General features: G+C 69.3%; 8 protein-coding genes. 4 read left to right on the forward strand and 4 right to left on the reverse strand.

The window, feature by feature from the left end; translation table 11 throughout:
* The first annotated feature begins 26 nt into the window (after positions 1 to 26).
* From E5A73_RS12865 to E5A73_RS12875, 3 genes are read left to right on the forward strand one after another with little or no spacing between them, the layout of a single operon-like run.
* Positions 27 to 8552, forward strand: a complete 8526-nt coding sequence (locus E5A73_RS12865) for a hypothetical protein (RefSeq protein ID WP_206366490.1) — start codon at positions 27 to 29, stop codon at positions 8550 to 8552.
* Positions 8549 to 8944: a hypothetical protein gene (locus E5A73_RS12870; protein ID WP_135964255.1), complete on the forward strand. Its 396-nt coding sequence runs from the start codon at positions 8549 to 8551 to the stop codon at positions 8942 to 8944. Before E5A73_RS12865 ends, E5A73_RS12870 begins: the two co-directional genes overlap by 4 nt.
* Positions 8945 to 9003: 59 nt before the next feature.
* Positions 9004 to 9681: an HAD-IA family hydrolase gene (locus E5A73_RS12875; RefSeq protein ID WP_135964256.1), complete on the forward strand. Its 678-nt coding sequence runs from the start codon at positions 9004 to 9006 to the stop codon at positions 9679 to 9681.
* A 115-nt stretch (positions 9682 to 9796) separates the two neighbouring features.
* Here the strand turns inward: E5A73_RS12875 and E5A73_RS12880 are convergent, their stop codons facing one another.
* On the reverse strand, positions 9797 to 10024 hold the full coding sequence (locus E5A73_RS12880; protein WP_135964257.1) for a hypothetical protein: 228 nt from the start codon (positions 10022 to 10024) through the stop codon (positions 9797 to 9799).
* Positions 10025 to 11074, reverse strand: a complete 1050-nt coding sequence (locus tag E5A73_RS12885) for a Glu/Leu/Phe/Val family dehydrogenase (protein ID WP_135964258.1) — start codon at positions 11072 to 11074, stop codon at positions 10025 to 10027.
* Positions 11075 to 11193: 119 nt separating this feature from the next.
* Here E5A73_RS12885 and E5A73_RS12890 point away from each other — a divergent pair, with 119 nt between their 5' ends.
* Complete coding sequence (locus tag E5A73_RS12890; protein WP_135964259.1) at positions 11194 to 11655, forward strand: Lrp/AsnC family transcriptional regulator; 462 nt, start codon at positions 11194 to 11196, stop codon at positions 11653 to 11655.
* 9 nt (positions 11656 to 11664) lie between these two features.
* On the opposite strand, the gene E5A73_RS12895 is transcribed toward E5A73_RS12890, so the two are convergent.
* Positions 11665 to 13053 carry a DUF4832 domain-containing protein gene (locus E5A73_RS12895; protein WP_135964260.1) on the reverse strand — a complete coding sequence of 463 codons (1389 nt, stop codon included), beginning with the start codon at positions 13051 to 13053 and terminating at the stop codon, positions 11665 to 11667.
* Entirely contained in the window at positions 13050 to 14945 is a 1896-nt protein-coding gene (locus tag E5A73_RS12900; protein ID WP_135964261.1) for an NPCBM/NEW2 domain-containing protein, read from the reverse strand. The genes E5A73_RS12895 and E5A73_RS12900 overlap by 4 nt, the downstream gene beginning before the upstream one ends.
* Positions 14946 to 14968 lie beyond the last annotated feature (23 nt).

Consider the following 14968-nt stretch of genomic DNA (forward strand, 5'->3'; position numbering starts at 1 on the left):
CGCGGGTGCCGCACCGGCTCGACGCGATGCCGTCCGCGCGCTCGACTCCCGAGGAGCGGCGCGCGGCGCGCGACGCGCGGGCAGCGGCGGCGCGCAGCACCAGTCCGGCGATGCGCGACGGACCGATGAGCAGCCCGGCTTATGTCGATCCCGCGTCGAGCGCGCTCACTTCGTACAGCGCGATGGTGTGTTCGGCCGACGATCTGGTCAGCGTCGCGCCGCCGCCCGCGCCGCTGATGTCGAGCGTGGCCGCAACCCCGATCGTGATGCCGCCGACGGGCACGCGGCCCGCTGCGCCTGCCGCCCCACGCACCGTTGGCGGCGCCGGCTCCACAAGCGCTCCTGCCGCGCCTGCCGACGGCGCTGCGGCGGACGGCGCGACGGTTGCGGTGCCGGCATCGGGCGGTCCTGCGGCGGCGCCCGGCGGGCCGGGGGGTACGGCTCCCGCGCATGGCGGCGGTGGTGGTGGGGCGGCCGTGGCCGGCGGTCGCCGCGCCGGCGCGGCCGCGCACGAGCCGCGCGCCGAGCCGCCGTTCGTGCCGCTGCCGATACCGCAACCCGCCAATGATCAGGTCCAGATCGGCCGCCAGCCGCTCGATCGCACCGCCACGCCGGCGCCGCTGGCGATGCCGCACGGCCTGTCGGTGGTGCCCGACGGCGGGACCAAGGACATGTCGCCGGCGGTGCGCCGCTATCCGATCGCATTCGAGGAAGCGGCGGCAGCCGCGGCGCGCAGCTATGACGAAGTCGTCGCCGCGGGCCGCAACGAGCATGAGCGGCTGCGCTCGCTTTACGCCGATCTCCAGGCCGACGCGCAGCGCCAGCTCGACGATTCGCTCGATAAATTGCGCGACACGCTGGCCGATGCGCGCTCGGACCTCGACCAGGCCGAGTCCGATGCGGTGTTCCGGCTGGGGCTGCAGGCGGATAATGCCCGTGCGATGATCCGCGTCGCCGCGCGGCGCGCGATGGGGACGGTGGCGGCGCGGCGCGCGGCGATCCAGGCGCGGATGACCGCGGCGCGCGAAGCGTCACAGGCCGTCGAAGTGACGCTCGGCGACTATCTCACTGCAGTCGATGTCGCGGGCGCCGCCGCCTCGGCCGCGTTCAGCGGGCTGCAGGCCGATCCCTCGCTCGGCCATGCGCCGAACACTGCGGCCGATTACGAGGATCAATCGCCGCAGATGCAGGCGGCGGAGAATGAGGATATCGATGTTGCGATCCCGGTGCGCGCCGGCAATCGCGCGACCGCCTTCACCGACGGCACATCGGTGTTCGCCGACAATCTCAACACCGCGCACAATAATTTTATGAATGCCGCGACCCAGGCGTTCCAGCCGTTTCAGAGCTATGTCGATCGGCTCGGCCAGGCGCCGGCGCAGATCGCGCGGATGCGCGACAATGCGGTCAAGCAAGTCGACACGACCGAGCGCAACTCGGCGGACGGCGTGCGCCGCAGCCGCAATTCGATCGAGATCGGGCTGGTCGACCGCCACCACCGCAGCCGCGAGCAGATTGTCAGCCAGACGACGCGGGCAGCCGAGGCGCAGCGCACGAGCACGGCGCGCGCCGGCGACAGCCAGTGGAAGGGCTATACCAGCCTCGCCAGCGGCCAGGGCGCGGCGATCCTCGCGCTCCACGAGCAGATCGCGGCGCAGCGCGCCCAGCCGCCGGACAATTTCGCGCGCTTCGTGATCGATTCGGGCGAGCGCACTCGCCGGCTCCAGCGCGAAGCCGTGGACGCCCGGCTCGGCCAGTCGAGTGGCGCGGCCGAGCGGATGCGCCGCCAGTTCGCGACGCGCGGGGCGCAGATCGCAGCAGGCGCGGACAAGGGCATGGCACAGCTCAATAGCCAGCTGCGCGAGTCGGCGCGCGGCTCGGGCGCGCAGATGTCCGCCCAGATAATCGCGCTCGACCAGTCGCTGCGGCGGATGGCCGATCCGGTGGCGCAATCGATCGACAATTTCCCGATTCCGGCCAAGGCCGAGCTCGACACGATGGAGAATGCCCTGTGGTCGGCGCTGCGCGACGCGCAGGCACAGGCGGTGGCGGCCTATATGGGAACGCCGGGGCCCGGCAGCACCGGCGAGGCTAATGCCAGCACTCCGCCGCCCGCCTCGACCAGCCCGCAGCCGCCCGCCGGCACCGGATCGAGCCCCAAGGAATTCGTCGATCTTTCCGACGACTATAGCGCCGCGCCGGAGAGCGAGCAGCAAATCTTCGATCTCACGCGCTCGATCTCCGACAGCGTGGTCGGCGACGTCACCCGCCGCGGCAACGGGCTGATGACCCAGATGACTTTGCTCGGCCAGAATCCCGAGCAGACGCTCGATCTGGTGCGCGGGCTCACTTATCGCCGCGGCCAGGCGGTGATCAAATATTACAACGAAGTCCGCCCCGGCAATCTGTGGGACGACGTCGCCACTTATATGAGCTTCGGCAATCTGGTGACCGGGGTGAACTCGCGGCTCTACAGCGGCGACGCGGTGTATAATTACCTGCTCGGCAATCGCGCGGCGGGGGCGCTGGCCGAGATCCAGGCGGCGACCGAATGGACCAACAACGCCGATCAGGTCCAGGCGGCGATGACCTCGCTCAGCCCGGCCGACATGGCGGCGATGCGCGGACTGCCCGGCGCTACCGAGATCATGAATTCGGTCGAGGAGGATCTCGAGGGCGCCGATCGGCGTATGTTCCAGCTGCTGCGCACCGCCGACGAAAATAACGCCGCCGATTGCGTCGCGGCGGCGCGCGCGGTGCGGGCCGAGGCGGCGGTGACGACGGCGCTCGACGAAAATGCCACACGTGGCGGCGACAATGCCTTCGACGCGATGGAGCGCTTCGCGCGCCAGGCGGGGACGAGCCGGCTCGAAGGCGCGCGAGACTTCAATCTCACTGCCACCGGCGAGTTCGAAAGTGCCGAGGCGGGCGAAGCGCGGCGCCGTGCCGCCTGGGCGAATACCGTCTCGCGGCTGGGCAATGACGGCGCAGTGCGCGCAGACGGCGCGGCGGGGGGCGAGGCATGGTTGCGCGAACTGGCGAGCCGCGAGCGCACCTATAGCGACGGCGACTATCTCTACACCGCCTCGCTGCGCACCGAGCAGGTCGACTTGCTGACCACGCTGGCGCGCACCGGCGCGGGCACTGCCGACACCCGCGCGATGCAGCTCGCAGTCGAGGACAGCCGGCCGGGCGGGGCGGATCGCGAACGAGTCGAGCGCGCGCTCGACGATCCCGAGCTCAACGACGACATGGGTAATCCCGACGATCCGAATTCGCGGATGTCGCACCCGCGCGATCCCGCGGCCGAACCGAGCCGGCTCGAACGCGCCCAGGCGCGCGAGGCCGAGATGTACCGGGTATGGGATCGCTATCGCAATGGCGGGCGCGACACCGGGCGGCCCCTGACCGAGATCCGCGCCGATCTGGGCGGACGGCTACGGCGCGGCGCGAGCGACGAACGCGAGGGGCGGTTGATCGAATCGCAAGTCACTCGCGGGCTCACCGACCCGAGCGTGGCCGCACTCGCCTTCGAGCACGCCGTCGACCGCTGGGGCACTGACGAGGGCCTGTTGCGCAGCACTTTCGGCCGGATGAGTCGCGACCAGATTCAGGCTGCAGTGGCCGAATATGACCGCACCCACAGCCCCGGCCTGTACGAGCGGCTCGGGCTGTTCGAGCATTCGGACGACTATTTTACCGAATTATCAGGCGACGACCGGATCGAGATGCAGGTCCTGGCAATGGGCCAGCCGCGCAATCCGCGCGAGCGCGCCGAAGTCAGCCGGATGACCTCGCGGCTCCAGCTCGACAATGCCGGCTGGGCGGGACAATTGCTCGCCCGCGAGGAATATCGCCGGCTCGAGGCATCGCATAACCGGCTGATGCGGGTGATGGGAGTCAGCGAAGGCGACGCGGCGCATGTCAGCGATTTCGACGCACGCGGCAATCTGCGCTTCCGCAATCGCGAAGGCGTGATGGTGCGCGCCGGGCGCTTCGACGAGCGCGGCAATTTCGCTCCCGCCGAGGGCGACAGCGTGGTCGGGTTCGGCGCGCTGATGGCGACCAACCAGTCGAACGCCCAGGCGTATCGCACTGCGACCGACAATATCGCCAACGCAATCACCACGGCACTGGTCGTCGCCGCGGCGGTGCTGTCGACCGCGCTGACCGGCGGCGCGGCGGCGTCGTTCTGGATCCCGGTGCTGACCACTCTGGGCGCCGGCGTGCTCGGCATGGCGGCGAGCTGGGCGATCAAGGGCGGGCGCTATGGCTATGAGGATGCCGGGCGCGATTTCGGACTGGCGGTAGTGCAGGCGGCGACCGCGGGGCTGGCCTCGGCGCTCACCATCGCGCGCACCGGCGGAATGGGCTTGCTGCGCGGCGCGATGACCTCTCGCATGGTTTCGACTGCGGGCTTGCGCGCCGTTACCCTGGGTGAGGAAGTGTTGATTGGCGGCGCGGCGGGCGCGCTCGGCGGGGCGGGCAACGCGGCGTTCGACGACCGCGCCTGGGACCGCGGGGAGTGGCTTTCCAATATCGGGCGCGGTGTCGAGCGCGGCTTCGGCGGGGGCGTGGTGAGCAGCCTCGCCACGGGGCTGACCTCGCGTGCGATAAGCCTGGGTACGGGCGGGCTTGGGCGGCTGTCGGGCACCCGCGAGGCGCTGGGGCGTGGCCGGGTCGGCGAGGTCGCCACGCGCATGGGGTCGATGCGCGCGCACGCCTGGAGCAACAATTTCGGCACGCGGCTGATCAGCCGCACGCTGGGCGGCGCGATCGGCAATGCCGGGTCGCGCGCGTACGAGATCGACTATGACCGCCATGCCGGCCGTTACGAAGGCACGCGCGCGCAGGCGGCCGACGAGATCTGGGGCGCGGCGGCACAAGGCGGGATCCAGAGCTTCCTCGAAGGCACGTTCGAACATGCCGCCGATTCGAGCGCGCGGCTCCAGCGCTGGCGCGAGAACGGCATGCCCGAGCCCGGCATGCCCGGCGGCCGTCCGCCGCCGCGCGCGCCGCCGGAGGAAGCGGGGGTCCACCCGCCCAGCCGTGCACCGCCGGAAGACGAAGCGGGGGTGCGCCCGCCGAGCCGCGCACCGCCCGAGGAACAGCAAGGCGCGCCTGCCCGCCGTCGCGGGGCCGCGCCCGAGGAGGAGCTCGCCGTCCGCACCATGGACGACGACGGCAAGGCGCCGCGCCGCGCGGTCGCCGCCAACGACAATCCGCTCGTCGCCACGCATGTCCTGATCGACTTGAGCACCGCGGATCCCAATTTGATCGGCCGCGTCACCGAAGGCACGGTGATCGTCCATCCCGATCCCACCAATTATGCCGGTGCCGAGGCCAATTTCCGCCGACTGCTCGCCGCCGACCCGACGCGCGAGGCGGCGATCTACCATAATCCCGACACCAACGAATATGTCGTGATCCAGGGCGGACCCCGAGCGGTCACTGCGATCCGCCCCGATGGCGAGATGACCGGGGTCGGCGCGCAGGGCCGGATGGTCGGGCAGGGCGGGCTGGTGCGCGGGCAGCGGCCATGGATCCTGCAGGAGCATTTCCATCCCAACCGGCCCGGCGAGAGCGGCACGCGGCTGTCGCGGCGGATGCCGAGCGCGCTCGGCGGCGACATGCAGGTGGTCCTCGTCGAATCCGAGATAATGGGCTTCGGGGCGCGTTCGTCGCGGATCCATTTCGACGATAACGGCACGCCGAATTTCACCGATTTCGGTGTCAGCCCCGGCCATCCCAAGGGCCCGCTGTGGGTCAATTACCCCGATCCGGCGACCGGGCTGCGAGTCACCGAGCATTTCGCCACGCTGGGCGACTATCATCGCGCGATGGTCAAGCTGACCGGCGACGACGTGCGCGCGGCCGCCGGCGGCACCGCGGTGCGCACCGCCGATCACGACGCGCTCGATCCCGCCGGCTCCCGCCGCGCGCTGGAGCGCGGTTCGACCGAGACGGCGCTCACCGATGCCGATCGCCCGGTGATCCGCGCGCTGGGCGAGCAGCTCGGCCTCAACGACCAGCAGCGCATGCATCTGGCCGGCTTGCGCGCGGCGGGGTCGACCGACTCCGAGATCGCGCATGCCGGCACTCGGCTCGACGCCGCCGAAACGCAGTCGCGGCGGATGGTCCGCGATCTCGGGCTGGTCGGCGAGCCCGATTCGATGGCGCGGCTGCACCTGGTGATGAACGACCTCAGTCTGTCCGAGCCGATCCGGCAGCTGCTCGCCGACACCGTGATCGCGGCGACGCGCGAGCATATGATCGCGATGGGGACGCTGGCGCACGACGAGCCGCTGATCCTGCTCCTGCACGGCGCTCCGGGTGTCACGCCGGGTTCGGGCTCGGACACCCGCGGCGCACTGATCCGCCAGCACGGCATCCAATATTCGCACATCCAGGGCGGCTCGAGCGACGATTTCGCGCGCGCTTTCTACACCACGACGCGTGTGGAGGCGGCCGAGGCCTATGCAGTCAAGCGGAGCCGCGCGCATATGGATCCGCCGCGCGGCGAAGTGTTCCCCTTCGTGCTGCGCGGCCGGGATTTCGGCCCGACCGTCGACGTCACGCCGGGCGGCGCGCACCGCGCGCTGTGGGAGCGCTATGTGGTCGAGCATTTCAACGAGTTCGGCGATCCGCGCATGATGCCCGGCGGTCCCGGCTACGACTTCACGCGGCGCCAGCAGGCGTTCGGGGTGATGGACGCCAGCGCGAACCGCGGCGTGGTTTTCGAAGGTTTTCTGCAGCATCTCGCGGCGCAGACCGGCCGGCCCGAGCTGGCCGCGCCGCATCTGGTGCTCGGCGAGCTCGGCGGGCCGTTCACCACCGGCACCGGCTCGGGCAACCAGCAGGCGATCCGCAGCCAGCGCATCATGGACATCATGAATGCGCAGCTCGGCTTCCGCCGCACCGGCGCGGACGCAGTGGACGAGGCGGGCACGCTGGCGGTGCGCACCGCCGACGAAGTGCCGGTCGCGACCAAGCCGCTCACCGATACCCCGAGTGCCGAGGAAACTGCGCTCGTCCATGCCGCGGTAACCCCGGAGGCGGTGGTGCCGGCTCCGTCGCCGCCGCCGCTCATTCCCGGATCGCCCGAACAGCTTGCCCAGAACCCGCTGCATATTGCCGACACGCCGCAAGGGCGCGCGCGCCAGGCGATCGAGCGCGCGATCGCGATGACGCCCATCCCCGAAGTGCAGGAAAAGCTGCGCGGCCTGTTCAACGCGATGGAGCCGCAGCATGGGCTGATCGTGGAATATCTGTCGGCGCGCACCCAGGCGGAGCGCCAGCAGATCCTGCAGCGCGAGCGGCGGGCGCTGCGCGACGTGCGCGGCGGCGCGAGCCAGTTCGAGAATCTGACGCGCCGCTTGACGTTCCTCGGCGAGTTCGTCGGCGCGCCTTTCCGGGCGACGGTCGAGCATCTCGCCGAGTTGCACGAGATCGGATTGCCGACGGTGCCCGGCCTAACCCCCGCGGCGGAGGCGCGGCTGCAGCGCTTCATGCTCGAATCGCCGCTGATCCTGCATCTGGTGCGGACCGAGGGCCATCTGGTCGGCCCGCTGCTGGCCAATTTCCGCAAGGCGACGGCAGTCGAGTTCGAATCGCATATCGAACAACGGCTCCGCAAGACCGGGCTCGACCCGCAGGCGCGCGCCCGGCTCGGCGAAATCTTCCCGTGGCTTGTCGGCGGCGTTGCGCGGTCGGGCCTTCGGCAGGATCTGACGGGCGTCGCGCGCGGCACGACGGAGATGCTCGGCTACGACCCGGGCGATCGCCATGGTTCGGGCGACCTGCCGATCGGCCCGCATGTCGACCTGCTCGATCCCCGGCACCCCCCGATCCAGCCGACCGAGCAACTGGAGCTGGGCACCCGCGTGATCCACCCGGTCTATGGCGAGGGCACCGTAGTGGCCGTCACCCATGGATTGGCGGAGGTCAAGTTCACCAGCAGCAATCCGTCCAAGGCGATCCCTACCTTCGTGCCGCTCGAATTCGGCACGTTGTTCCGCCTGCGCGATCCGATGACCGGCGGGGAGCTGCCTATCATCCCGGTTCGAGTCGACGGCGAGCTCCAGAGTGAATTCCAGCGGCTGCGCGACTATCGCGCGGAGCAGGGCGTGGGTCCCTATGTCGGCAACAACGGCGACACGGGCACGGTAGCCGTCGCGCGCATCGGCGACGAGCATTTCGCCGGGACAAACTCGACGATGAAGCTCAGGGACGGGCCGACGATGACCTCGGCCGACCGCGCCGCGATGCTCGCGGTCCTGCAGCATCTCGGCCTCGCCTCAACCGACCCTGCCGATTCCAACAAGCGTCAGCATTTCTCCCACGCCGAGTTCGAGGCATTGTATCTCGCGCATCGCGAGCTGGGCACGTTTCCCGACGTGGTCGAGCTGTTCGTCGATCGCGCGACGTGCGACTCGTGCAAAGGCAATCTCGACGCAGTCGCCGCCTATTTCGGCATCAAGGAGCTCCGGGTGTATCATTACGAGCAGCAGCGGGGCTGGGGTCCCGACATCTATCGGGCCCGGCGGCGATGATCGCCTTTTCGCATGGCGGCGTCGACGAGGAAATCGTGCCGGAGGGCGCGCGGCTGGCCTATCTGATCGAGGCTGCCGATCCCGATTTCTGGAACGGCGTCACGGGGATGTCGGCATTCACTTATCGCGCGGGCAAGCTCGATCAGACGCTGTATCTCTCGCTGGATCCCGCGCTCGGTTATTATCTGCTGCTCGAATATACCGACCGCAGCCGCATTTATGCGACCGCGGCGGTTCCTGCCGGACCTGGGCCGGGGCTGATCTGGTGGGGCGGTGAGCGCATTGAGCTTCCGCCCGAACGGTTCGTGTCGGCCGCCGAGGCGCACCGAGCGATCGCCTGGTTCCTCGAGACCGGCGATGCCGATCCCGACACCGATTGGGAGCTGTTCTAGCCCCTGCGGCTGGTCTAGCGCGGCGCGACCGGCCTGCGATCTACCAAACGGAGAATTTGATGACGGACCACCGGCTTCCGGACCGAAGCTTTGCCGCGTTCCTGTTCGACATGGACGGCACGATCGTGAACAGCATCGCCGCCGCCAATCGAATCTGGACGCGCTGGGCGGAGAGGCATGGACTCGACGCCGCGGCGATCATCGACGTGCTGCACGGGGTGCAGGTGGCGGCGACAGTGCGGCGCTTCGCCACCGAAGGAATGGATGTCGCGCATGAGGCTGCGTCGATCACCGCGGCCGAGGTGGCGGATGTCGACGGCGTGGTCGAGATCGCCGGGGCGCGGGCGTTTCTGGAATCGCTGCCGAGCGCGCGCTGGGCGGTCGTCACGTCGGCGCCGCGCGCGCTCGCGATGCGGCGGCTCGAAGCCGCCGGGCTGCCGACCCCGCCAATTCTGGTCAGCGCCGAGGATGTGCGCAACGGCAAGCCCGCGCCCGACTGCTTCCTGGCCGCGGCGGGGGCTTTGGGGGTGCCCGCCTCGGACTGTCTGGTCTGGGAAGATGCGCCCGCCGGCATCGCCGCGGGGGAGGCCGCGGGCGCGAGCGTGATCGTGGTGGAAGCGACGCATGACGGCGAGAGTGATCCCGTCCGCCTGCGCGTTCGCGACTATCGCGGCCTCACTGCGCGATCGGAGCCAGACGGCACGCTTCGGGTGGTGGAATCCGGTTCCCCGGCCTAGATTCGACCGAGTCTTGTTCCCCCGCGAAGGCGGGGGTCCAGAGTCACAAGCGGCGCGTTCCGGGCTCCTGGGCCCCTGCTTTCGCAGGGAACTGACTTGCACTCAGGTCTGCTCGCTAGCGAACCTGCACGCCGTGGACGAGCACGATCTGCGCGATCTTGGCCGCCACGATGGCGGCCGCCGGCGCGTCCAGGTCGGGGACGACGCAATGCACGTCGAGCATCTCCCCGTTGCGCCGCGCGGAGAACAGGCTCGGCACCAGCCAGCGCTGCGACAACAGGCCCAGGATGCGCGGGAGCGTCTGCGGATCGGCGTCCGCGCGGATGTGGAGGCTGGTACTCACTCAGGCCGCGAGCCTGGCGGCAGAGGCGATCACGTCCTGCGCCATGCGGTCGGCGACGCGCGACGGCGGCTGGCCTTCGCGTGCCGCCTGGGCGAGGATCGTCGCGACACGGGGGCCGATCGCCATCACCCGCGCCTCGGCGTCGAGCGGGCCTTCGCCGAGATATTCCGCCGCGACGTTGATGATGCCGCCGGCATTGGCGACATAATCGGGCACATAGGCGATGCCCCGCTCGAGCAGCAGGGCCGCCGCTTCGGGGCCGGCCAGCTGGTTGTTGGCGGCGCCGCACACCAGTTTCGCGCGCATCGCGGCGATGCTTTGCGCGTCCAGCACGCCGCCCAGTGCACAGGGCGCGAAGATGTCGGCCTCGGCGGCGGCGATATCGGCGACGTCGACGATCCTCGCACCGTGGATCGCGGCGAGCCGGTCGCGGCGCGCGGGGTCCATGTCGGCCAGGACGAGGCGCGCCCCGGCGTCGGCGAGCATGCGGCACAATATCCCGCCGACATTGCCGGTTCCCTGCACGGCGACGGTCAGTTCGGACAGGTCGGCGCCCAGCGCATGCCGCGCGGCGACGGTCATCGCCTCGAACACGCCCAGCGCGGTCCAGGGCGAGGGGTCGCCGCCGGCGAGGCCGCCGCGCGCGGTGCGGCCGGCGACGTGGCGCGTCTCCTCGCCGACGACTTCCATGTCGCGCACGCGGGTGCCGACGTCCTCGGCGGTTACATAGCGGCCGTCGAGCGCGCGCACCGCGCGTCCGAAGGCTCGGAACAATTCATCGCGGTCGAACGGCCCCTCGGGCAGGCGGAGCACTGCCTTGGCGCCTCCGAACGGCAGGCCCGCGAGCGCGTTCTTGTAGCTCATGCCTTCGGCGAGCCGGCAGGCGTCGGCCAAGGCCGCGTCGTCGCTCGGATACTGCCATAGGCGGCAGCCGCCCGCGGCCGGGCCCAAGGCAGTGGAGTGGATGGCGATCACCCCCGACAGCCCCGACCGCGGTTCGTCGAGGCGCACCAGCTCTTCGAAATTGGTTCCGTTCACGGCTTCGAACATCCCGTATCTCCCTTGAGACCGAATCTGGCGCAGGACGTCGGGAATGTCTGACCTAAGGTTCGAGGTAACCCGCGGACACGGAGTGACATTGATCGGATAAACTGCAAAATGCGGATATTATGACCGACCTCGACTCCTATGAGCGCAAAATCCTCCGCGAACTGCAGGCCGATGCCAGCCTGACCACCGCCGCGCTCGCCGAGCGAGTCGGGCTCTCGCCCTCACCCTGCTGGCGGCGGATCGACCGGCTCGAGCGCGAGGGGGTGATCCAGCGCCGGGTGGCTTTGGTCGACCGGCGCAAGGTGGGGCTCAACGCGCAGATCTTCGCGCAGGTGAAGCTCAATGCCCATGGCCGATCGAACCTCGACGAGTTCAGCGAGGCGATCCGCGCGTTTCCCGAAGTGCTCGATGCCTATGTGCTGATGGGATCGATGGACTTCATGCTGCGCATCGTCGCGCGCGACATCGACGCCTATGAGCGCTTCTTCTTCGATCAGTTGAGCAAGCTGCCCGGCGTGCAGGAAATCAACTCGACGGTCGCGCTGTCCGAGATCAAGGCGACCACCGAGCTGCCGATCTGAGCGCGCGAATCAGGGCGCGGTGCGGACGCTGGTGCCGGTTCGGAACGCGCCGAGCGCGGCATCCCATCCCTGCCCCGTGGTGGGATCATCGGCATTTGCCGGGCGGATCGCGTAGCGCGGATCGGCGGCGAGACGGGGGCTGAGATCGGGAAGCGCAACCAGCACATCATAGCTGCCCCGCTTGAGAGGACGCGGTAGCGCGATGTCCAGCGGTAGCGACAGCGTCATGCCGGGCTGCCATTGCCGCGGATCGATGCCGGCGGCGGGCAAGCGGAACACGGCCTGGCTCCTCCGGTCGCGAAGCAGGATCACGAGCCGGCGCGGATTGTAGGGCCGCGCCCAGCCGTCGTTGCGGATCTTCAGGGTCATCCGCAATTTGCCGCCCGGCGCCATTTGGCGATCGTGGGCAATGTCGAGCAGGCGCAGGCGATAGCCCATCCTGGCGGCTACTTCGTCGGAGCAGCCGCCGGCCTTCCACGAATCGTGGAACAGCTTCCGGTAATAATCGGCGTTCAGATAGGTGAGGTTGTACGCGGCGCCTTCGCGCAGGATGTCGGCGCAGGTGGTGCGCGGCGCGGCACCGGGATCGTCGGCGGGATTGCAGGTCTCGCCGCCGAACGGGGCGAGGTCGCCCAGGCGATCGAGATAGTCCTGCTCGGCCCCGCGGACCTTGGCATCCTCGCTGAACGTGCCGACATCGGTCTGGCTGGCGAGGAAACAGTCATTGTGGAAGCCGATCCGGAAACCGTCGGCGATCGACGCGGCGACGCCGGGCAAATTCGGCGCCCAATCGCGGATATAAGGCGGGTAGCGGAACTGGACGAAGCGGTCGGCGGGCGCGGCGTCGAGCAGCGCATCCTTGATCGCGGTGCGCGCGACAGGCTCGGTCAGGCCGTTGGACGAGGTGTGCCATTCGCCCCACGCGCCGACGAAGCCGGCCTGGACATAGGCGATGACGTCGGCATTGGCGTGCCAGACCGGCTTGAGTTGCGCGAGGTGGCGCCGGACCATCGCCAGGGATGCGTCCTTGGCGTCGCGATATTCGGTTTCGCCGCGCGGATAATTGTACACCGCGCGCACGATGAACTTGACGCCGGCGCGCCGGGCCGCGGCGAAACCGGCGTCGAGCTTCCTGAGATAGGCGGCAGGGAGCGGACGGTCGCGATAGGGCTCGAGGTTGATCCGCGCGTAGATCAGCCGGTAGCCGTCTTTGTAGGCCGTATCGAGAAAAGCGGCGTCGAGCTGTTCGAGATTTCCCTGCCCCGCGCGATAGAAGCCGCGCTCGGGGTTTGCCAGCGGCTCGGCGGTTTGGGTGAAGCGGGCAGTCACGGTGTCTTGCGCCTGCGCGGCGGTGGCGCTCGCGAGCAGCGCGAGGCTCATCACAATCATGCGGATCATCGCAGCGCCGCCTCGGCCCAGGTGACGACCAATGGCAAGTCGCTGGCCGTGCCGTCGGCCGCGACGACGATCTCGATCAGCTTCGTGCCGCGTATGTCGGCCTTCAGCGGCTGCGCAGCCGCGCCGAAGCCGAGCGCCGCGCTCTCCGCGAGCAGGCGCCCGTCGCCATAGACGCGGAAGCGGACCTTGTCCTTGCGGTTGCGCGTGGAGTCATCGACGCCGACCAAAGCCTCGAACTGCGAACGGCCGTCGCGGTTGCGGATTTCGAGCCGCGATTGGGCGAGGATGCCGATGCCGGTGTCGAAGCGGCGCCCGGCGATCTGGAGGCTCTGCCCATAAGGCGTCGCGTCGGCCTGCGCGCCGCCCCAGCCGGCATAGGTCGGCCGCTCGCCGCTGTCGCGGGTGCCGCTCCATTGGCCGATCATCCGGTGGACCAGCGGATCGGGCTCCGGGGTGGTAATGCCATCGGCGGCGACGTTGATGTCGCCGGGTATCTCGGAAAGGTACACGCCGTCGGCCAGCCGGCGCTCGCCGGTGGCTTCGAAGATCAGCGTCTCGCGCGGCGCGAGAGAGAAGGTCGCTTCGCCCTTGAACGGGGCAGGGGTGGTCTTATCCCACAGGTTGTGCAGCCGGATCGGCGCGCTGTCCGAAAGCTTGAGCTGCGCGGCTGTGAGATTGACCTGCGCCGGCGCAAGGCCGCGGTTGAACAGTGCCACGGCCTTGCGGCCGCCGGCCAGCGTCTTGACGATGATCTGCACGTCGTCGGTGTCATAGGCGATCACGCCCTGGTGCCCGCCTTTGTCCTGGTTGACCGCGACCAGGTCGGCATTGCCCCAGATGTCGAGCAGGCTCTGCGGCGCATTGCGCAGATCATAGCCGATCAACAGCGGCGCGTTGATGATTGCCCATAGCGCGAAGTGGCTGCGTGCCTCGGTGAGGTGGTTCGCGTCGAAATCGCCATGGCCGATGAACAGCATGTCGGGGTCGTTCCACGCGCCGGGCTTGGCGTAGAGCGCGCGAGTCGAGGCGCTGTCGAAATTGTGGAGCATCCGCGTCCAGTTCGGGGTGATGTCGCCGCTGGTGCGCCACAAATGGCCCACCTGGCCGCCCCAGCTGCGCACGTCGGCGCTGCCCCAGGCGCAGAGCGAGAAGATGTAATCGCCATCGGGGTTGTTGCGTTCGAGCGCCTGCGCGACGTTTTCGTAGAGCGCGCGGACCGCGGCGATGTCGGTGCGGTTGATCGAAGCCTGGTCGATCAGCGGGACCATCGGGCGATACTTGTTCTCACGCACCACCGCGCTGCGGGGGGCATAGACGTTGATCCCGCAGGCATCGACCTTGATATAGTCGAAGCCCCATTCGCGGAAATACAGCGCGATGTCCTGATCGACATGGCCGAACAGCCCGACTTCGCGCTCGGCAGTGGTGCCTTCGGGCAGGTTGGGCGAATGCAAGTCGTAGGCCTGCGAGCAGGCATTGCGGCCGACATCGCTGTAGATACCCGCTTTGAGCCCCATCGCGTGGAGCCGATCGGTGAACGGGCGGAAGCTGGTATCGCGCCCGCCGACCTTCGCCGAAGGGAAGATGCGGGTGCGGATCTGCATGCGGCCGTCGGTCGCGCGCCGCTTGAGCCACCAGCCGTCGTCGACATTGACATAGACATAGCCGAGCTTCGCCAGCCCGCTGTCGACCAGCTTCTGCGCGGCGCCGAGCACCTTGTCCTCGTCCACTTCGGTGCGGAAGGCATTCCACGAGCTCCAGCCCATCGGCGGCGTCTGTGCCTGCTTGCGCTCAGGCAAGGTCCAGCGCCCGGTCGGCGCGATCGGATCGGCGGTCTGGGCGGCAGCGGGCGCCGCGCTCAGTGCTAGGGCGATGGCGGCACGCTTGAGCATCGAAGAACTGCCTTTGGTTGGTT

It is taken from the genome of Sphingomonas gei (assembly GCF_004792685.1).
Lineage (GTDB): Bacteria > Pseudomonadota > Alphaproteobacteria > Sphingomonadales > Sphingomonadaceae > Sphingomonas > Sphingomonas gei.